Source organism: Microcystis sp. CS-574 (assembly GCF_028329095.1).
In the GTDB taxonomy this organism is placed as follows: Bacteria; Cyanobacteriota; Cyanobacteriia; order Cyanobacteriales; family Microcystaceae; genus Microcystis; species Microcystis ichthyoblabe_A.
Map to the genome: position 1 here is coordinate 1 of NZ_JAQMSY010000023.1, position 19712 is coordinate 19712.

Genomic DNA, 19712 nt, shown 5'->3' on the forward strand with positions numbered 1-19712 from the left:
CCACACCCCACACCCCACACCCCACACTTCACTTCCCCACTTCCTGGCAAATCTAAATGTCTTCAGATTCCTCCGCATCACTAGGGGGAACTAGGGCCACCGCAGCGATCGCATCGTCCTCATCGAGTTTTTGTACCCGGATGCCTCCGGCCGATCGCGATTGAGGAGTAATAGCATCGACGGATTGACGGATGATAATACCCCGTTCGGTGATAATCATAAATTCCTCGTTGGGGTTAACAACGTGCAGAGCCGCTAATTTATCGTTCTTTTTGCGGAATTTAATCACTCTGACTCCTAATCCCGCCCGATTTTGCAGACGTAGAAGGGTAACGGGAACCCGTTTTCCTAGTCCTGCCATGGTAATTGCTAACACCCAGGGGCCATTATTAGCCACTTCGGGGTTAATTTCTTCGCTTTCGTCCTCGGTTTCTTCTTGGTTAGATTCAGCGATTTGGGCGACAATTTGACTAGGCAGGATGTCCATACTAATTAATTCGTCACCTGAGCGCAATTTCATCGATTTTACGCCTTTAGTTGCCCTTCCCAGGGAGCGCAATTGTTGACTATCGGCCTTAAAATGAATGGCCATCCCCTGACGAGAACCGATAATGACGCTATCTTCCTCTTTAGCCAAGCGAACCCAACGTAGTTGATCACCGTCTTCGAGAGAAATGGCGATTAAACCGTTTGATCGAATATTACTAAAGGCAGCGAGGGCGGTTTTCTTGATAAAGCCCTTTTGTGTGAGCATAATCAGGTAATTATCCTCGCTGAACTCGCTGACTGCCACCACCGAGGTAATTTTCTCCCCTTTGGGAATCTCTAACAGTTGCACGATGGGAACCCCGCGAGCGGTACGCGAACCGGTGGGGATATGATAGGCGTTGAGACTATAGACAACCCCGCGATCGGTGAAAAAGAGAACGCTATCGTGATCGCGGCAGGTGATAAAGTGATCGATGCCGTCGTCTTCTTTCATTTTCGCGCCAGCTTTGCCCCTTGTTGCCCGATTTTGGGACTCAAAGGTATTAACGGGCATTCTTTTGATGTAACCCTGTTCGGTGACGAGAATTAAGGCCTGTTCGTTGGCAATCAGGTCAGTTTCGGCGATTTCTCCTTCCCGTTGTTCAATATGACTGCGACGGGGGGTAGCGTGAATCGTTTTGATCTGTTGCAGTTCTTCCTCGATAATGCTGTCGATCCGTTCTTTTTTGGCTAAAATATCCTGAAGATCGCCGATTTTTGTCAGTAATTCCCCGTGTTCTTGCTGAATTTTCTCCGATTCTAGGGCGGTTAACCGTCGCAGCTGCATTTGTAGGATTGCGTCCGCTTGCACCTCTGAAAGACCAAAATTCTGCACTAATCCCTCTTTTGCACTAGCTGTGTCGGCAGCACTGCGAATCAGGGCAATGACTGCATCGAGACTAGCGAGGGCAATTAGTAAACCCTGAAGGATATGATCCCTTTCCTCGGCCTTGCGGAGTTCATAACGGGTACGACGGGTGATCACTTCTACCCGAAAATCGAGGAAAACGCGGAGAAACTCCCTTAAAGTCAGTAATCTCGGTTCGTTATCGACTAATGCCAACATATTCGCCCCAAAATTCGACTGGAGGGGCGTTTGTTTATAAAGATTGTTGAGGACGACGCGGGGATAGGCATCCCGTTTCAGTTCGATCACCACCCGGATGCCGTCGCGATCGCTTTCGTCCCGCACATCGGAAATACCGTCTATTTTGCGATCATTGACCAAATCGGCGATTTTTTCGATTAATGCCGCTTTATTGGTTTGATAGGGCAGTTCGGTGATGATAATAGCATCTCGATCGGGTCTTCCCCTTTGTTCGATGGTTTCAAAGGAGGCGACTCCCCGCAGGGTAATGGAACCGCGGCCGGTGGTGTAAGCTTCCTGAATACCGTCTCTACCGAGGATATGCCCCCCGGTGGGAAAGTCCGGCCCCGGGATATAACGCTGTAATTCCGTATCGGTGAGATCGGGGTTATGGATGAGGGCAACGGTTCCATCGATAATCTCGGCCAGGTTGTGGGGGGGGATATTGGTGGCCATACCGACGGCGATGCCGGATGAGCCATTAATTAGCAGTTGCGGGACTCTAGAGGGTAAAACCACGGGTTCCTGTTGGGAACCATCGAAGTTATCGGCGAAATCGACGGTTTCTGACTCGATATCCTGTAGTAGGGCGTTGGTGGCCAGGGTGTGCAGACGACACTCGGTATAACGCATGGCTGCCGGGGGATCGTTATCGATCGATCCGAAGTTACCATGACCGTTAATCAGGGGATCGCGCATGGAGAAATCCTGGGCCATGCGGACGAGAGCATCGTAAACAGCAGTATCCCCGTGGGGGTGGTATTTTCCTAATACTTCCCCGACGACTCTAGCGCATTTCCGGAAGGGGCGATCGGGGGTTAATCCTAGTTCGTACATCGCGTAAAGAATGCGCCGGTGTACGGGTTTCAGTCCGTCCCTAGCGTCGGGCAAGGCTCGCCCGACGATGACGCTCATGGCGTATTCTAGGTAGGAACGGGACATTTCATTGCTTAAGTCTGTGGGGACGACATGATCCTGGGCGGCGGTCATAGGGGGGTTAACTCCAATAACAAGGCAAAAAAGCGTTTTTGTGATTAAATTCGCTAAAAATCGGGCTTTTGCCCTTTTGATGTGCAGAATATGCCCATTTGTAGGACTATTTTACCATAAAATCCCTCTTTTTTGGGGTTTGAGGCGGCACTCAAACTTTTGCCGAAAGTCTCTTCCCTCATTCCGGCCCGATCTTGACACTCTGTGGACTATCTGTCACAATATTGTCATATAGGCCATTTGTTCTTAAAGTAATGGATTTGCAATTATCATTATTTCCAGATAATCAACCAAGTCAGGCGGTAAGCAAACAGAAAAAAGCCAAGTTAGGTCGTTACGAAAGAATTCAGCGCGAACTAGCAACGGTAAAGCGTGATCCCTATCAAGTCCTGGTCGATGTTAACGTTCCGCTTCAGCCTCTCAATAGCTATAATTTTATCGATCTATTCTCCGGTGCGGGCGGTATCACCCAAGGTTTATTGCAAGCAGGTTTTAACCCTGTAGCCAGTGCAGAAATTAGCCCGATCGCCTCAGCAACCCATCAAAAGAATTTTCCCAATTGTCATCATTTTTGTGGTGATATACATGATTTTAATACTCAAGAATGGTTGGCCAAAATTGGCAATCCATTCATTCATCTTGTGGTGGGCGGACCACCATGTCAAGGATTTTCCGTTGCTGGAAAACGAGATGCTAATGATCCACGGAATCATCTGTTTCAAGAATTTATCCGCCTTGTTTCTGAAATACAGCCTTGGTACGTTGTCATGGAGAATGTACCCGGTATTCTAACAATAAAAAAAGGAGAAATTAAGCAAAATATTCTGGAAGCTTTTCAAAGTATTGGCTATAGAAATATTTCAATAGCAATTCTTGAATCTGCCGCCTATGGCGTTCCTCAAATAAGACCAAGAGCTATTTTCATAGCTAATAGATTTGGGCTGCCAAATCCTTATCCAAGTCCTCAATTAGTACCGGAGAAATACCAACCGATTGAAGCCGCCATCTGCGATTTACCTGCTTATGAACCTCTTCCCAGTATCAATCACGAATGGACTCGTCACTCCCCCGAATATATGGCCAGAATAGCTCAAGTTCCTCCCGGGGGTTCCTTATATGAAACTTATGTTGATGCCTTCAAACGACAGTATCGGGGTAAGCCAAGTATGACAATTAAAGAAAATCATGGCGGTACTCATATCCATCCCTATTTAAATCGGGTTATTTCAGCCAGAGAAATGGCTAGATTACAAACTTTTCCCGATTCCTTTATTTTTGAAGGAACAATGAAAAAAGCGATGTGGCAAATTGGAAACGCCGTACCTCCACGTTTGGCAGAGTGTATTGGCTATGCTCTTATTCCCTACTTAAATCTAATAGCTACAGGTAATAAAAATATTGGAGAGGTGGCAAGATAAATCACCGCTCTTCAGTCAATTTGATATTAAGAGAATTACGCCATGTTTCAAAATCATACCAACCGCAACCTACACAGCCCTGTTCTGCTTCTGCTCCAGATTGAGGAATATTTTCCGGCCAGTTCTCTCCACCGGAATACCAAAATCTGATATCCATTGGTGTTCCTCGCTTACCAGTTTTAATACATTTTTCACAACTTCTTGACTTTAATAAATTATGATTTCCCGCACTATCTTTTTTGAGAAGCTGAAACTTGTTTCTCATCTCAGCTACACTCATATTGACATCATGACTTGGTTCACTTATCCCCCAACGTTCCATAGGAAAACGATGGTCAATAACCAGTTCATGTGACTGTCTGATTCTGTTTTCAATCACATCTTTATATCGATAAAACTCCAAAATTCTAGCCACTAATTGAGGCGGTATGTTGGCAGAGGCATTCGCCGCTCGCATCTCTCCAGTCCATCGATCCCAAGTTGTTGTTTTCTGACAAATTGGACAGTATTCTCGTTTTGTTTCTATTACTAGCCCCTGGCGACCGCTCCTATTTCCGCGCTCTAATCCTTGGATACCACCGCCACCAGCATATTGCTCCGATGCTATTTTTTTTCCTTCACAGGTACGACAATGCCAAGCTCGATCTGATAATAACTCGAAGACTTTGTACTGTGATGAACCCTGTTTAAACTTTGCTTTTATAGCTTCTACTAAATCAGAACTCATTCCGGTTTCTCTATTTCTATCTCTAAATTTTCCAGTAATTGGGATACAGTTATGTTTAAGCCCTTCGCCAGAGTGACAAGAGCGGTAAGAGAAGGATTTCTTACTCCTCGCTCTAGTCCAGATATATAGGTACGATCAAGATGGCAACGTAGCCCTAGTTCTTCTTGTGATATGCCTAAAGCTGCTCTATGCTCTCGGATCATTAACCCCAATGCCCTTAAAATTACTGCTTTTGATTTTTCCATAAAGTCTATAATCGTCTTTAGTGGACGATAAGTCCACGGACTATATGTCACAGGAATAATTTTCCTCTCCTCCCGTCAACCAAACAGCCTCTTAATCAGAATCAAAAGATCGTCAAGGCAGCTCACAGGGGGACAAAATCGGATTTTTTAGCAGTTTTTCCCCCGATAATTGGCTCTTCTGGTTTCTGTGTGGAAACGAGGTCTATACTGATAGTCTCTTCGACAAAATAGTCCTAAAAGTGTTACCCGATAAGTATTTCACGATTCCATAAGCAAAAATTATCACACAAAGTCGAGAAGAGCCGATAATTTAGGATAAAATAAAAATGCGATCGAGAGTTAATACCATGGCCCGATCGGCAGCTCGAGAATCGATGATAATTGAGATTAATGATCCCTTAACTCCAGCGAAAACTATTAACCTGATTTTCCCAGCCCAAAAATTCCCCCAAAATGCTTAATCCTCTCCTCTGGCAAAGTGCCAATCCCCACCCCGATAATCTGGAGAATTTCCAAATTATTAGCCAATGGTGGCAAGATTTAAATCTTAAGGAAGTCTTCTGGCAACAGCGTTTAATTCCCGATACTGGCTCTCTGGAAGATATTAATTGGGAGCAGCAAGGTTTTGATGAAAAGTTTAGCCTCCAAATGCCCCAAATTCGCGGGATTACCCTCTATTGGCATAAATCTACTTTTGCTGACGAAAGAAGCATGACACCTAAACAATTAATTTTAGATCGGGAACGGGAGCAATTAGACATTTATCCTCAATCCCAAGCTAGTTTAGTTATTCGGGTGACGAAACCCCATCTAGTTTATAAAAAATTCGAGCTAAAAAATCCTCTCCTAGTCGGCAAAAAAGCGGAAAGTGAATATATTTTACTGATCAGGGATAAAGAACAGCAAATAGAAGTTAAAATTAATCTTAGTCCTGAAAATTATCGGCAATTTCTAGAAACCATGACTGAGGAGCAATAATGTGGCAGGGAAACCTAGAACTAATTTACAAGCAAAAAAATCTCGCAACCCAGATTAATCACGTCTATGCTACCGCCCCTTTAAAAGTACAAAGACCTTTTTATCCCGAGGGAAAAAACCTTTGTCACACGGTGATTTTACACACTGCGGGGGGAATAGTTGGGGGTGATGTTCTTCAACAAAAAATTCATCTCCAAGCCGCTACTAATGCCCTGATTACCACTGCTTCTGCTGGAAAAGTTTACCAGAGTAATGGTCAGATGGCACAGCAATTAATCGAGATTAAAATCGATGACAATGCCGGTTTAGAATGGCTACCCCAAGAAACAATTATCTTTAATGGTGCAGCATTTCGCCAACATTTACGAGTGGATTTAGGGGAAAATAGCAGTTGGTTGGGATGGGAAATTACCCGTTTTGGTCGCAGTGCGCGAGGCGAGAAATTTTTAGCGGGAGAATGGCATTCTAATTGGGAAATTTGGCGCTCAGGACAACCTTTATGGCTCGATCAATCCTTCCTGTTGGGTGGTAAAATGATCGAGGGATTTTCTGGTTTAAATGATAGCGCCCTGATCGGTACTTTAGTTTATATCGGTCAACCGGTGGGCAGAAATTTAATTGAGAAAGTGAGAGATTTTTCCCTAGAAGGGGAGATGGGAGTTACTAACACTTTAGGAGATGGTCTTTTGTGTCGTTATCGGGGTAATTCTAGCGGTGAAGTGCGACAATGGTTTCAGCAGGTTTGGCAAATTTTAAGGCGAGAAATGAGCGATCGAGAGGCAATTATTCCGCGAGTTTGGTTATCTTGGTAAAGGCGGTCAATTTTAATTTTCTCAAGTCACTTGAATGCCTGTATCGGTGATTGGGGCTATCCAAAATTGTAGATCGGGAGCGACGAGAATTTCCTGGGCCTCTTTAACGATAGTTTCCGCCACTTCTTGAGATGAACAGAGAGTAAAAACCGTCGGGCCAGAGCCTGACATCATCGTTCCCAAGCCGCCTAAATCCCCTAGAACCTGTCTTAACTCTGCTACGAGGGGAAATTCCGGTAAAACCACCTTTTCGAGGTCATTGTGGATAAATTTGCCGATAGCGGCTGGTTGTTTATGGGCGATCGCTTGTACCAAAGCCCCGGAACTCACCTGCTGACGGCGGTGATGAAAGTCCTCTGGAGAAGACAGATAGGTATCCTGAAATTTTTGCCGATAGCTTTGGTAGGCCCAGGGTGTAGAAACGGATAAATGATCGTATTTGGCTAAAATCACCCATAATCCAGTGAGAGGAGCGATCGGATCGAGAATTTCTCCCCTTCCCGTACAGATAACCGTTCCTCCTGTCACACAAAAGGAAGTATCGGACCCCAATCTTGCCGCTAAAGTTTCTAATTCCGGACGGGTTAAGCCTAATTCCCAGATTAAATCGATACCGACTAACACCGCCGCCGCGTTGGTGGAACCCCCCGCTAAACCGGCAGCCACGGGAATATATTTCTCGATGGTGATATCGATGCCGCCGTAATTGGCAAAGACGCGGGGGAATTCCTTCGCCATCAAAGTGGCGGCGCGATGGGCGAGATTACTGCTATCTTGGGGGACGAGGGGATGAGAGCAAAAGAGGCGGAATTCCTGCAATCCGTTCGGCCGGAGAGTGATGCGATCGCATAATGCCACCGTCTGCATCACCATGACTAACTCGTGGAAACCATCAGGGCGATCGCCAACGATTTCTAGATATAAATTAATTTTAGCGGGGGCTAGAAGGGTATAACTGTGCATTTGTCAAGAAAAAAAATCTAAAATTTTGGCAATTGACCTAATTTTTCCGCCAAGTCAATCCATTGCGATAAACTGAGATCTTCAGCGCGAGCGAGGGGATTAATTTCTAATTGTGTCAGGATTTGGATTAATCGATCGCTATCTAGACAATTTTTTAGATTATTGCGTAACATTTTGCGCCGGTTGGCAAAACCAAGGCTAACTAAAGTGGACAAAAAGGCCGCATTACTGACATTATTCGGCAAAACACGGGGTAAAAGCTGAATTACCGCCGAATCCACCCGGGGAGAGGGGGAAAAGGCCCGCCGGGGTACGTCACAAATCCATTGACAATCGGCAAGGTATTGAATGCGGACGCTGAGAGCGCCGTAAGCTTTGGTGGAGGGGACAGCGACTAATCTTTCGGCGACTTCTTTCTGGACCAAAAGGGTAATACTCTGGTAAGGGGGAGTGAAGGGATGGGCGATCGAACCGAGCAGCTTTTCCAGGATCGGACCGGTGATATTATAGGGAATATTAGCCACTACTTTATTAACCGGCGGCAGTTGCTCCGGTTTAAGGCTAAGAAAGTCGCCCGGGATGAGATGAAAGTTATCTTGTTGGCCAAATTTTTTGTTTAAAATTGTCCATAGATCTCGATCGATTTCTACAGCGACAACCAATCGAGCGCCATCGAGAAGACGACGGGTTAAAATGCCTGTACCAGGGCCGATTTCTAATACCCGATCCTCTGATTGTAAATTAGCGGCGCTGATGATGCGATCGAGTATCGATTCATCTTTTAACCAATGTTGTCCAAAACGTTTACGCGGTTGAATTTTCATACCTCTATTTTAAAATCAGAGGGTTGTTCTCGACAATAACACCCCTGAAAATATGGGCCATGCGATCGATAACCGCATCAATTATGATAGAGCCTAGGCAAAGATAGCAAAAAAATTAGAGACAATGTCAGATTTGAACGATGTTTTCGCAATTGTAGCCGGAGCGGTTCCGGGGGCGTTATCTCGTTATCATATTACCGAATGGACAAAAGCAAAATTCGGCTTGCGCTTTCCATCTGGAACCTTTATTATTAATTTAACTGGCTGTCTAGCTATCGGCTTTTTTTGGGCTATTTTACCCAGTTTTCCCTTTTATTCCCACGCACTAGATTTAATGGTTAGAACGGGATTTTTAGGAGCTTATACCACCTTTTCTACCTATAGTTTAGATATCTTGATCCTCTGGCGCAATCAGCAAAATTTTCTCAGTCTTGTTTTTGCCGTTGCTAGTATCATTTTCGGATTGATTGCCGTGAGAATCGGGGCAGATATTGCCCAAGTTTTTCTAGGTTAAGTAGGTAGGCGTTAAAAACTATCAGATGCCCCCCTTATCAAGGGGGGATTAAGGGGGGATCGAACCTAAAATCCATTTTTAATTTAATTATAATCAGCTACTTAATTCTCCAATTTATTGACTATTGAAGGGCAGGAGAGACAGCATGAATTTTTTCAGGGGACGTTATAGTTTATTCGTGGCGATTGGAGCTATTTTTGGGGCTTTGAGTCGTTTTTATATCGGAGAATTAATTGACAGTATTTTCGGTCAAGAATGGGGATTTTTGGGGACATTTTTTGTTAATGTTTCTGGCTGTTTAATTATTGGCTATATCTTTACTATAGTCAGGGAAAATATTCGCATAATTGCCCCAGAATTAGGATTGATGATTGCCACGGGTTTTTGTGGTTCCTATACAACTTTTTCCACCTATAGTTTGGAGGTCAACAAGTTTTTAGAGCAGGGAAACGTGACTTTCGGTTTAATTTACTGGTTGGGCAGTGTTCTTGGGGGGATGATTGCGCTTAAAATTGGAGTTATTTTAGCAAGAACAGGTTTTCCTAGATGAATTATTAAGGGCGCAAAAATAGATAAATATCTAAGCACAATTGAGACCATCTTTTTCCTTTCCTACTCAGTGTTAATAAGTAATGTCTCCATTGGTTTGAAACCAATCGATGGCATCGGCTAAAGCTTGTCTAATCGGCGATTGGGGTAAGCCTAGTTCTTGCACTGCCTTCGAGGAATCGTAGTACATGGACTGTTTTGACATTTTCACGCCATCAAGGGGTATAGAGGGGGATTTTCCGAGGACAGGAAGAACTTTTTCATCTAACCAAGCTATTAGTAAAGGAATCCAAAAAGGTAAAACAATTTTCGGGGCATTTATGCTGGTAATTTCGGCTAATTCTGTCAACAAAGTTTTTAAAGAAGTGTTTTGATGACCTAAAATATATCTTTCGCCAGTTCTGCCCTTTTCTAAAGCTAATAAATGTCCCCAAGCCACATCGCGCACATCAATTAGATTTAATCCCGTATTCACATAAGCGGGCATTTTTCGCCGCAAAAAACGGAGAATAATGTCGCTGGTGGGTGTAGGCTTGATATCAAATGCTCCTATGGGCGTACTAGGATTAACTATAACGATATCCTGTCCTCTTTGTACTGCTTTGAATGCCTCCTGTTCTGCCCAATACTTCGATTTTTTATAATAACCCACTAATTGATGGGCGGGACTTTGATAAGTTTCATCGACACTTTCACCCTTTTTACCTACTCCAATAGCCGCCACAGAACTGGTATAAACTATTCTGGTAATTCCCGCTAAATGCGCCGATTCCAGGACATTTCTTGTGCCTAAAACATTGTTTTGGTAGAGTTGATATCTATCCTTTTGCCAGAGAGAATAGTGCGCCGCTACATGAAAGAGAACTTCGCATCCGACCATTAATTTAAATAAGTTCTCATCATTTAAATCACCCCAGACAATTTCCACGTCTAAACCCCACAAATTTCTGAGATTACTGTGGGGACGGACGAGGACGCGCACTTGGTAGCCTTCGACTAAAAGCAATCGCACCAAATTCGCCCCGATAAAACCTGTTCCACCCGTCACAAAAGCACGCATTGCTCAAACTTTCCCCTATTTTTGCTTCCTATCGGTAACTGAAATTTAATTACCTTAACTTCATCATTACTATACCTTAATCTTAGTCAAGATTTAAGCTTTTCTTGATACAATTTCAGGGCGGGTTATCTTAGACTAAGAGCAGTAAATCTTCAGTAAAAATGCTCCTATGAATCCATCTCCAGAGTCAACTTTTGTTTGTCCGATTATCATCGAAGACGACAGAACAGGATTAGACACAGAAACTATCCGACGGGCTTTAAGGGATAATTTACTCTATATTCAAGGTAAATTACCGGAATTAGCCAGCAAAAACGATCTTTATATGGCCCTAGCTTATACCATACGCGATCGTTTATTGCAGCGTTGGTTAACCACCCAACAAACCTATCTAAAAAAAGATGTCAGAACCGTTTGTTATCTCTCGGCCGAATTTTTAGTCGGTCCCCATTTGGCCAATAATTTAATTAATCTCGGTATCTACGAACAAGTCGAGAAAGCTGTCAGCGAATCGGGATTAAAACTAGAAGAATTAATTGCCCAAGAAGAAGAACCGGGGTTAGGAAATGGTGGTTTAGGTCGTTTAGCTGCCTGTTATCTCGATTCCCTTTCTACCCTAGAAATTCCAGCTATTGGTTACGGTATTCGCTACGAATTTGGTATCTTTGATCAAGAAATTCACGACGGTTGGCAGGTGGAAATAACCGATAAGTGGTTACAGTATGGAAATCCCTGGGAAATTGCCCGACCGGAAGCGGGAGTAGAGGTAAAATTTGGCGGTTATACCGAATCCTATACCGACGAAAATGGTAATTATCGCAGTCGTTGGATTCCCGATTATGTAGTCAAAGGAATTCCCTACGATACCCCAATTCTCGGCTATCGAGTTAACACCGCTAATACCATGCGTCTATGGAAGTCAGAAGCTTGTGAATCTTTTGATTTTGGTCGCTTTAATCGCGGTGATTATTATGGTGCGGTGGATAATAAAGTTCACTCGGAAAATATCAGTAAAGTTCTCTATCCTAACGATGAACCAATTCAAGGCAAAGAACTACGTTTAGAACAGCAATATTTCTTTGTTTCCTGTTCCCTACAGGATATGATTCGTATTCACTTACATGAGAACCCCAGTCTCGATAATTTTCATCAAAAATGGTCAGTACAATTGAATGATACTCACCCTTCCGTCGGGGTGGCCGAGTTAATGCGCTTGTTAATTGACGTGCATCATTTCGATTGGGATAAAGCTTGGTTTATCACTCAAAATACCTTCGCCTATACCAATCATACTCTTTTGCCAGAAGCTTTAGAAAAATGGCCTTTGAGTATTTTTGGTCGTCTTTTACCGCGATTAATGGAAATTATCTACGAAATTAACCATCGTTTCTTGGATAAAATTCGCATTATTTATCCCCAGGATGACGGCAAAATGTCCCGTTTGTCTATAATCGATGAAAGCGGCGAAAAATACGTCCGTATGGCTCACCTCGCCTGTGTGGGTTCCCAGGCAATTAATGGGGTGGCAGCCCTCCATACAGAATTACTGAAAAAAGATGTTCTGCGCGATTTCTATGAACTCTTTCCCGAAAAGTTTAGCAACAAAACCAATGGAGTTACTCCCCGGCGCTGGATAGTTTCTAGTAATCCCCGCTTGACTTTTGCGATTACCGAAAAAATCGGCGAAAATTGGATTAAGCATCTGGAGGATTTACGCGGTTTAGAAAATTATGTGGATGACGGTGGATTTCGGGACTCTTGGCGACGAATTAAATACGATATTAAGGCAGATTTAGCCAATTATATCGATAAAAAAGTCGGCATTAAAGTTGATCCTAGTACCCTCTTTGATGTGCAGGTAAAACGCATTCACGAATATAAACGGCAACATCTCAACGTTTTACATATCGTCACTCTCTATCATCGCCTCAAAAATAATCCCAATCTCGATATTACCCCCCGTACCTTTATTTTTGGTGGGAAGGCAGCCCCGGGTTATTTTATGGCGAAATTAATCATTAAATTGATTAATTCTGTGGCAGAAGTGATCGATAATGATCCGACGATTGGAGGACGGTTAAAAGTGGTTTTCCTACCCGATTATAATGTCACCTTCGGTCAACGGGTTTATCCAGCTGCCGACTTGTCCGAACAAATTTCCACGGCCGGGAAAGAAGCTTCGGGAACTGGTAATATGAAATTCTCTATGAATGGGTCCTTAACTATCGGCACTCTCGATGGGGCAAATATCGAAATTCGTGAAGAGGTGGGAGCGGAAAATTTCTTTCTTTTTGGCTTGACAACCGAGGAGGTTTATGCTAAAAAAGCCGCTGGTTATAATCCCCAAGAATACTATTACCATAACGAAGAATTGCGGGCAGTATTAGACCTCATTGGTTCGGGATTTTTTAGCCAGGGTGATAGTAGTTTATTCCGTCCGCTTGTGGATAATCTTATCTACAATGATCCCTATATGTTACTGGCCGATTATCAGTCCTATATCGATTGTCAGGAAGGAGTCGGTTGGGCCTATAAAGATCAAGAACATTGGAGTCGTTTAGCAATTCTTAATGTGGCCCGCATGGGGAAATTCTCTAGCGATCGATCGATTCGGGAATACTGCGAGGAAATCTGGCGGGTACAACCGGTAAAGATTGAATTACCCGATTATATTCAAGCTAATGCCGGTTTATCGGTAAATTAGAACAAATCTAGGCAGTGGGAACGTCTTCATCGATCCTACTGCCCACAGGATAACCAGCCTTGAGCGACTCTAATCTAGATTTTACGGGATTGACGGGGCTCGAACCCGCAACTTCCGCCGTGACAGGGCGGTGCTCTAACCAGTTGAACTACAATCCCATTTTTGCGACAATTCCAATTGTAACTTCATCATCAGGGTTATGTCAAGCACCTCTGGGAAAATTTTTTTTGAGGGAGTGGGGAGAGAGGAGATGGGGAGAGGGGGGGAAACAATTCATAACTGGGTTTTGAAAGTTGGATTGGGAGTTAATCGTACTATTGATCAAAAACGGATTTGCTATACTTCCAACGGTCAAAATGCGAGTTTTTGCGGCTCTTCTCGACTTTGTATGATAATCAGTGCTGATCATTCCTAGTAGTCTTGCTAGGCAAGGCTTTGAAGACTATAGTTCTGGAAAATTATCCCTATTCCTCTTCCTTCCACACAGAAACGAAAAGAGCCGTTAGTTAAAGCCAAAAAATCCCAATCAAGTCAATCAGGAAAAATGTAAAGAATTATCAAAAAAAGTCCTTGGGCTAACATCCGCAGCAAAGACTTTGAGCTAGAATCTAGTTGTCGCTGGACTCAGAGGGGGATTTCTATGAAACTCAACTTGTTCGCTTCACTAATGGCGGCTAGTACGCTGGCTGTTCGGGCTTTGGCTATTGGTGGGCAGCCCAGTTGTGCTCAAACTCAGAAGTTTTTTTGCAGTATGAGCAGAGAAGGAGGACCCGCAACCTTTGTTGTCACTGAACTTGCGGGTAATGTTGAGCTAATTCGTTGGCAAGACGATTCTTTTCCTCCACCTCATACTCCTCAACAGCGTTGTGTAATTGTATCTCAAAGATTCCAAAGATTTTACTCCAATGGTACATTGAAGTTTATTAAAGCGGCAATACTCAGAGGAGAACCTATCTTGTGCGTTGCCACTTTTAAAGGCGGCCCTTGTCTTAAAGACTGAGTGCTAGTGACTTTCAAACGCGGGACAAATCCTGAGATTATTTTAGAACAGATCAAAGATAATGCCAGACTTGCTTCAGGTAAACCCGTCCTTCTAAATGGGGATAGCGAAATTTCCAAAGTCAATGGCGAATTCTACCTAGATGTAAACAGTTTGTTGGGAGGGGTGGATCCTTCAAATTCTTCCTCGCCATTTAATCCAGATTCAGGCATTTGGGATCAGTGAGTGAATTACAAAACAAACTAATATGCGGTGGTGGACAGTAATAGTAGTTGCTTGTATGGGGAGTTCATCGATCTTCATTCCTTTTGGGTTGCTCAATGGTGGGGTGTCTATTCCAAGTAGAGACTCAAAGATTTCTCTTTTGGGTTTATCTTGGCAAGCGGCTGGGCTATCTTTAATATCGGAGCAATTGCCAAAACAGGCTCAGTCTATCACAGTCAGAATTCTCTCAAGAGAAGTCATAGGGTCGGGATTCCTAGTAAACCGGCAGGGAACAGTTTATACAGTTCTGACTAATGCCCATGTCCTGAGATCTGGTACTCCCCCATATCATATTCAGACTTCAGATGGCCATGTTTATTTAGCTAATTTATTCCAGTCTGTATCATTTAAGGGTAATGATTTGGCTTTGTTGCAGTTTCGTAGCTTTAAGGTTGTATATAAAGTAGCGTCTTTTGGTGATCCTGCGATAGTGGGAGAAGAGGTGTTTGCTGCAGGGTTTCCCTTGTCAGTAGAATCATCTACAAGGCCAATCTCACCGTCCATTACAGACTATAATACTGGCTTTGTTTTTACCAGAGGGAAAGTCACGCAGATACTAAGTAAGCCCTTAAAAGGTGGCTATCAAATTGGCTATACTAATGTAATTGAAAAAGGAATGAGCGGGGGGCCACTATTCAATCATCGGGGTGAAGTTATTGCTATTAATGGAATGCACGCAGAACCTCTCTGGGATATTCCCTATGAATTTACAGATAATTCTGAAGCAACACCAGATCAACATAAGAAAATGAGCCAATATAGTTGGGGAATCCCCATTGAAACCTTCAAACAGTTAGGACTTCCAGCACTCAGAACCCACAAGCAGTAGTAATTCTTCAAAAGAAATATGATAATGATGAAATTTTCCTATCAAATTCCAGTCGCACTAATTGGGGCAGTGGTTTGTCTAGTGCAACCTCAGCTTGCTATAGCGTTGACACTTCAAGAGATTCAAGTTATTGCTGAAGAAATTACGGTAAAAATTGACGGTGCAGGAACTGGCTCTGGGGTGATTTTTGACCGACAAGGTAACAAATATTTTGTCTTAACTTGTCGTCATGTTTTCTATAACGACAAAAGTAATGAATTTCAAGCAGGACAATATGAAATTCAAACCTCAGATGGAAATCGTTATCCTATTTATAATAGAAAAGAAATACCAGGGCTAGACTTAGCAGTAGTGGAGTTTGAGAGTAATAAAAATTATAGAATTGCTAAGTTAGGCGATTCTGACAAAATCATAGGTTCTGCAATAGTTTACGCTTCGGGTTGGACGGCTAAACAACCAAAAACCGAAAAACGTGAATACAGTTTTAATGTTGGCTCTTTTATAGAACGACGCTCTACGCCAGAAGGTGGAGGTTATGCTTTAGTTGTTAATAATACTATCTTTGTTGGGATGTCAGGGGGTCCGTTGTTAGATGAAAAGGGTTTTCTAATTGGTATTAATGGGCTACGTGAGTCACCAGATGATAGAGCTTTGAGGTTGGCAATTCCTATCAAAACTTTTTTGGCGGCTCGGAATAATCCAGTACTATCGCCACCTGCGGTAGCTCTTCAGCCTACTGCAGAAGACTTACTAACTCTAGGAATATCTAAGGCCAATAGCGGTAACTATGAAGAAGCGATTGCAGCTTACAATCGCGTTTTGCAAATTTCACCTAACAATGTTGATGCTTATTTACAAAGAGGCATCGCATATATCGAGCAAAACAAATATCAAGCAGCCATTGCGGATATGACTGAAGTTATCAAGCTGAACCCGAACAACTCCAGAGCTTATTTTTGGCGTGGTTTAGCTCGTGATTATAGTGAAGATAACCAAGGTGCGCTCGAAGATTATAGCCATGCGATCCGTCTCGATCCAGAATACAGCGGAGCTTATAACAACCGAGGAACTGTCTATGCAGAACTCGGGGAATATCAGAAAGCAATCTTGGATTACACTGAGGCAATTCGCCTCGACCCTGATGTTTTTCTGGCTTACGAAAATCGTGGCGATGCCCGCTATTCTTTAAAAGACTACCAAGGAGCGATCTCTGATTATACTCAAGCCCTTAACTTCTTAGAATACTCTGGCTTGGGTTTTCAATATCGGAGACATGAATCTGGTCAAGGGCTAATTATTACCAAGATTTTTGAAAACTCTCCTGCTTTCAAACAAGGCTTGATTCTAGATGATTTAATTATAGCTATTAATGGTAAATCAACACTGAACAAAAGTGCGGAAGATTTAGTTGAACTAACTGTTAATCAAATGAGCAGTGAGTCGGTTACTCAAGTCACCTTGAAGCTTAGACGCAAAGATAGAGGAGATTTTGATGTTACTCTAACTAAGGAGAATATTGCTGTCCCTAGATCTGCGAGTATCTATTTCGGCAGAGGAAACGCCCGCTATTACTTAAAAGATTATAAAGGGTCAATATCCGATTACAATGAAGCAATTAAGCGCAACCCAAAATATGCAGCTGCCTACAGAGAACGGGCAGATGCTAGAGATGAATTAGGGGAACACCAAGAAGCTATTAAAGATCTGAACCAAGCTATTAGCCTCAACCCCAAAGATGCTCGTGCCTATTTTCTTCGGGGTTGGATTCATTCTAATCGGTTTAAAGCTTATCAGGAAGCACTCAAGGATTATAATCAAGCAATTCTCAACGATCCTCAATATCACATTGCGTACTTTGAGCGAGGTTTGATTCATCGTGAGTTGGGAGATAATCGGGGAGCAATTAATGATCATACTCAGGTTATTCGTCTGGTTCCCGATTGGGCGAATGCTTACTACAACCGCGGGCTTTCATATAGAGATCTCGGAGAAAAACCAAAAGCCTTAGAAGATTTTAAAAAAGCAGCAGAACTTTATAAACAACAAAATAGAAAAGAAGATTACCAAGATGCGATTGACAGAATTAATGAGCTTCTAGGTGGAAGAGTATAAATTTCTCTCTCAATCTGTAGACCTGTTATCAAAATTGATTTTTCTCCTCATATTTTGCTAGAGATTTGGATTCAGTTCAACTTGGAATGAATTAATCATAACCTTTGTTACAAGCGGCAAAAACTCAGGAAATTCTTTATTTTCCGCCGTGTAGGTGATTCTGTAAATTTTTTCTCCTTTTATCATTAAGAACTGTAAAGATTTCAACTGAAAACCTAGATCATCTTGCCAAGTATACTCAATGAGATGAGCTTGATTATTCGCTAAGGTCGTCTGCTCAGACCTAAGAATAATGCTGGAGTTTTGTTGATTTATTATTTTAGAGATAGTGTCATTCACATAATCGTCTAACATAGGTGGACCAATCAAATATTCGTCTAGGCTAATAGTAAGGCGAGGAGGAAAAGAGGATAAATCGTTTTTATCTGGTGAAAATTTGACAAAAATTCCTGATCCTTCTAGGTCGCCTTTTCCCTCTTGTAATTGCCAGTTACGGGGATATTTTATTGAAATTCCGTACTTGTGGAATTGATAGGTTTCAATTTCTGGCGGTCGATTTGGAGGTGAATTTTCATTGTGATTTGACATTGAGATAATGCTAGGTATAATAAACACCAGTGCCATCGAAGCGGCAAAAACAAAGGGAAGTGCTATCCAAAAACGGATAGGCAGCCTCTTCTGAGTTTGCCAAATTATAGGAACGGCAGCAGGATTTTGACAAATAACGGGCAGCCCCATCACCCCCGGCAGTTCCGTATCTAATCCTTCTTCAGCTAGACGTTCTCTCGCCGTCCGCACCGACAAATACAAAGATTTACCCCTAGAAAATGCCTTGAGAAAATGCTTTAAAAACTCCTGTGCCACCTTATCGGGTACAGGTTCTCGCATGACGATCGCTTGAGGAATTTGCAAATTCTCCAATTCCTTGGCCAACCCTAACCCATCACAAGAGTTAAAAATGGCTAACTGTAACCCCCCTTCGATCGCTGTCCTCAAACCATGTTTTAACTCACCGATAGTCAAACTTTCCCTTTGATTAATATAAATGCGCCCCACTTCCCCTTCCGTATGGCTGTGTCCGGCAAAAAAAAGGATGTCCCAGTGTTGTTCCCAAAGTTGTTCGCTAATCTTTTGTCGAGGCGGTTCTACCAAAAAAACCGTCTCAGCCCCTGGCAAATTCTCCAAGAAGCGTCTATCTGCCGTCACGTCAATGCCCTCGCTATTGCCTAAAATTGCCAAGATTCTCAGCCTTTTGGTGGGGGAAGGTGGGCTAACAATTTTTTCAAAGACAGGAGCGGCGATCGCAACCTCTGACTTGGGATAATGGTCAAAGAACTCAATCAAATTCCAAGGTAGCCGCCGCAAATAGCCATCCCCAGCTTGAATGATGAAGCGAATGGGTTCGGAACGGTTCAAATTCTCTAACAGACGCTCTCTCACTGGACGAAACGACTCGGAGTTCAGCCAGCGTTTGAGGCTATCTTGCAAAGTTTGAAGGGTCTGGCGACAGTCGGCAGTAGTGGAAACATTGGTAATTTGGGTAGCAGGTGCTGTTAGCCTGACAACAACAGGCAAATGTCTATAACTAGACTGCCATTGGTCATAGTTTTGGGGAATTTCCGGAGCGCTTGGCAATTTACCTGTAACTTCGATCGAAGGAGGGGAGCCTTCCTCAGCAATTTGCAGGATAACGGGAAATCCCTGTTCCCAGTTGCCTTCTCCCAATTTAACAGTCACTAACTTAGCCATCGCTACCACCTGTCGTAATAAAGTTTGAGGCTCACTTGAGAATTCCTTGTGTTTTAAGTCTGGCCACAAAAGGCGACTCGATCGCTGAGTGCCGCATTTTTTGGGCATATTCCAGATCGGCAGCGATCGCTCCGTCCAATTCTTCTTTATGATCCCAATAGTAGGCGAAGGCTGAGTGAATCTGACTCATACTCAAATGGCGATGGTTGATTTGAATTTCTTCAGGAGTCCAACCGTAAGCCATCTGAGCCATCACCAGATCAATCACCTTCATTGTCGAGCTTGCAATCATTGGTATCCCGCGTTCGTCTATTTGAATATGCTTGTATTCGGTTAGTGCGGTTTTCATGATTAAACTT

General features: G+C 43.1%; 19 protein-coding genes and 1 tRNA gene. 11 read left to right on the forward strand and 9 right to left on the reverse strand.

What is annotated here, in order from left to right; genetic code table 11:
* Nucleotides 1-52 precede the first annotated feature (52 nt).
* Nucleotides 53-2605 carry a DNA gyrase subunit A gene (gene gyrA / locus PN470_RS01605; protein WP_002736405.1) on the reverse strand — a complete coding sequence of 851 codons (2553 nt, stop codon included), beginning with the start codon at nt 2603-2605 and terminating at the stop codon, nt 53-55.
* Between the two features lie 254 nt (nt 2606-2859).
* Here gyrA and PN470_RS01610 point away from each other — a divergent pair, with 254 nt between their 5' ends.
* Entirely contained in the window at nt 2860-4023 is a 1164-nt protein-coding gene (locus PN470_RS01610; protein ID WP_016516841.1) for a DNA cytosine methyltransferase, read from the forward strand.
* A 1-nt stretch (nt 4024) separates the two neighbouring features.
* Here PN470_RS01610 and PN470_RS01615 read toward each other — a convergent pair whose 3' ends face one another.
* Together PN470_RS01615 and PN470_RS01620 are read right to left on the reverse strand one after the other, a co-directional pair.
* A complete protein-coding gene (locus tag PN470_RS01615; protein ID WP_016516842.1) occupies nt 4025-4750 on the reverse strand; it encodes a hypothetical protein in 726 nt (241 codons plus the stop codon).
* A complete protein-coding gene (locus PN470_RS01620) occupies nt 4747-4995 on the reverse strand; it encodes a helix-turn-helix domain-containing protein (RefSeq protein ID WP_002759092.1) in 249 nt (82 codons plus the stop codon). Before PN470_RS01620 ends, PN470_RS01615 begins: the two co-directional genes overlap by 4 nt.
* Nucleotides 4996-5321: 326 nt before the next feature.
* On the opposite strand from PN470_RS01620, the gene PN470_RS01625 reads away from it, so the two are divergent.
* Genes PN470_RS01625 through PN470_RS01635 form a run of 3 tightly spaced genes read left to right on the forward strand, consistent with a single transcriptional unit; the run spans nt 5322 to nt 6785 of the window.
* Nucleotides 5322-5456, forward strand: a complete 135-nt coding sequence (locus PN470_RS01625) for a hypothetical protein (protein ID WP_002736832.1) — start codon at nt 5322-5324, stop codon at nt 5454-5456.
* Nucleotides 5449-5973 carry a hypothetical protein gene (locus PN470_RS01630; RefSeq protein ID WP_002737570.1) on the forward strand — a complete coding sequence of 175 codons (525 nt, stop codon included), beginning with the start codon at nt 5449-5451 and terminating at the stop codon, nt 5971-5973. The genes PN470_RS01625 and PN470_RS01630 overlap by 8 nt, the downstream gene beginning before the upstream one ends.
* A complete protein-coding gene (locus PN470_RS01635; RefSeq protein ID WP_271935377.1) occupies nt 5973-6785 on the forward strand; it encodes an urease accessory protein UreD in 813 nt (270 codons plus the stop codon). The genes PN470_RS01630 and PN470_RS01635 overlap by 1 nt, the downstream gene beginning before the upstream one ends.
* Before the next feature lie 21 nt (nt 6786-6806).
* Here the strand turns inward: PN470_RS01635 and ispE are convergent, their stop codons facing one another.
* Together ispE and rsmA are read right to left on the reverse strand one after the other, a co-directional pair.
* Nucleotides 6807-7748 carry a 4-(cytidine 5'-diphospho)-2-C-methyl-D-erythritol kinase gene (ispE, locus tag PN470_RS01640; protein ID WP_271935375.1) on the reverse strand — a complete coding sequence of 314 codons (942 nt, stop codon included), beginning with the start codon at nt 7746-7748 and terminating at the stop codon, nt 6807-6809.
* Nucleotides 7749-7765: 17 nt separating this feature from the next.
* Nucleotides 7766-8572: a 16S rRNA (adenine(1518)-N(6)/adenine(1519)-N(6))-dimethyltransferase RsmA gene (rsmA, locus tag PN470_RS01645; protein WP_271935373.1), complete on the reverse strand. Its 807-nt coding sequence runs from the start codon at nt 8570-8572 to the stop codon at nt 7766-7768.
* Nucleotides 8573-8696: 124 nt separating this feature from the next.
* Here rsmA and crcB (PN470_RS01650) point away from each other — a divergent pair, with 124 nt between their 5' ends.
* Both crcB (PN470_RS01650) and crcB (PN470_RS01655) read left to right on the forward strand, forming a co-directional pair.
* On the forward strand, nt 8697-9086 hold the full coding sequence (gene crcB / locus PN470_RS01650; protein WP_271935372.1) for a fluoride efflux transporter CrcB: 390 nt from the start codon (nt 8697-8699) through the stop codon (nt 9084-9086).
* Nucleotides 9087-9231: 145 nt separating this feature from the next.
* On the forward strand, nt 9232-9636 hold the full coding sequence (gene crcB / locus PN470_RS01655; protein ID WP_103113323.1) for a fluoride efflux transporter CrcB: 405 nt from the start codon (nt 9232-9234) through the stop codon (nt 9634-9636).
* Nucleotides 9637-9708: 72 nt separating this feature from the next.
* On the opposite strand, the gene hpnA is transcribed toward crcB (PN470_RS01655), so the two are convergent.
* A complete protein-coding gene (gene hpnA, locus PN470_RS01660) occupies nt 9709-10695 on the reverse strand; it encodes a hopanoid-associated sugar epimerase (RefSeq protein WP_271935371.1) in 987 nt (328 codons plus the stop codon).
* Nucleotides 10696-10864: 169 nt separating this feature from the next.
* Between hpnA and PN470_RS01665 the strand changes: the two genes are divergently transcribed.
* Nucleotides 10865-13399 (forward strand): glycogen/starch/alpha-glucan phosphorylase, encoded by a 2535-nt coding sequence (locus tag PN470_RS01665; protein WP_272103477.1) that lies wholly within the window; start codon nt 10865-10867, stop codon nt 13397-13399.
* A gap of 84 nt (nt 13400-13483) precedes the next feature.
* Here the strand turns inward: PN470_RS01665 and PN470_RS01670 are convergent.
* A tRNA-Asp gene (locus PN470_RS01670) sits at nt 13484-13557 on the reverse strand.
* A gap of 509 nt (nt 13558-14066) precedes the next feature.
* Between PN470_RS01670 and PN470_RS01675 the strand changes: the two genes are divergently transcribed.
* The 4 genes from PN470_RS01675 to PN470_RS01690 are packed head-to-tail and all read left to right on the forward strand — an operon-like array spanning nt 14067 to nt 17604.
* On the forward strand, nt 14067-14399 hold the full coding sequence (locus PN470_RS01675; protein ID WP_272103499.1) for a COP23 domain-containing protein: 333 nt from the start codon (nt 14067-14069) through the stop codon (nt 14397-14399).
* A 6-nt stretch (nt 14400-14405) separates the two neighbouring features.
* Complete coding sequence (locus PN470_RS01680; RefSeq protein WP_238142464.1) at nt 14406-14624, forward strand: hypothetical protein; 219 nt, start codon at nt 14406-14408, stop codon at nt 14622-14624.
* 22 nt (nt 14625-14646) lie between these two features.
* Complete coding sequence (locus PN470_RS01685; protein WP_238142465.1) at nt 14647-15492, forward strand: S1 family peptidase; 846 nt, start codon at nt 14647-14649, stop codon at nt 15490-15492.
* A gap of 24 nt (nt 15493-15516) precedes the next feature.
* The gene (locus PN470_RS01690) at nt 15517-17604 is read left to right on the forward strand and encodes a serine protease (protein ID WP_002751806.1); all 2088 of its coding nucleotides are present in this window, start codon (nt 15517-15519) and stop codon (nt 17602-17604) included.
* Nucleotides 17605-17661: 57 nt separating this feature from the next.
* Here PN470_RS01690 and PN470_RS01695 read toward each other — a convergent pair whose 3' ends face one another.
* Nucleotides 17662-19353, reverse strand: coding sequence for a CHAT domain-containing protein (locus tag PN470_RS01695; protein ID WP_069475065.1), 1692 nt, complete (start codon nt 19351-19353; stop codon nt 17662-17664).
* Between the two features lie 31 nt (nt 19354-19384).
* Nucleotides 19385-19702 carry a DUF433 domain-containing protein gene (locus PN470_RS01700; protein ID WP_002748414.1) on the reverse strand — a complete coding sequence of 106 codons (318 nt, stop codon included), beginning with the start codon at nt 19700-19702 and terminating at the stop codon, nt 19385-19387.
* Nucleotides 19703-19712: the final 10 nt, after the last annotated feature.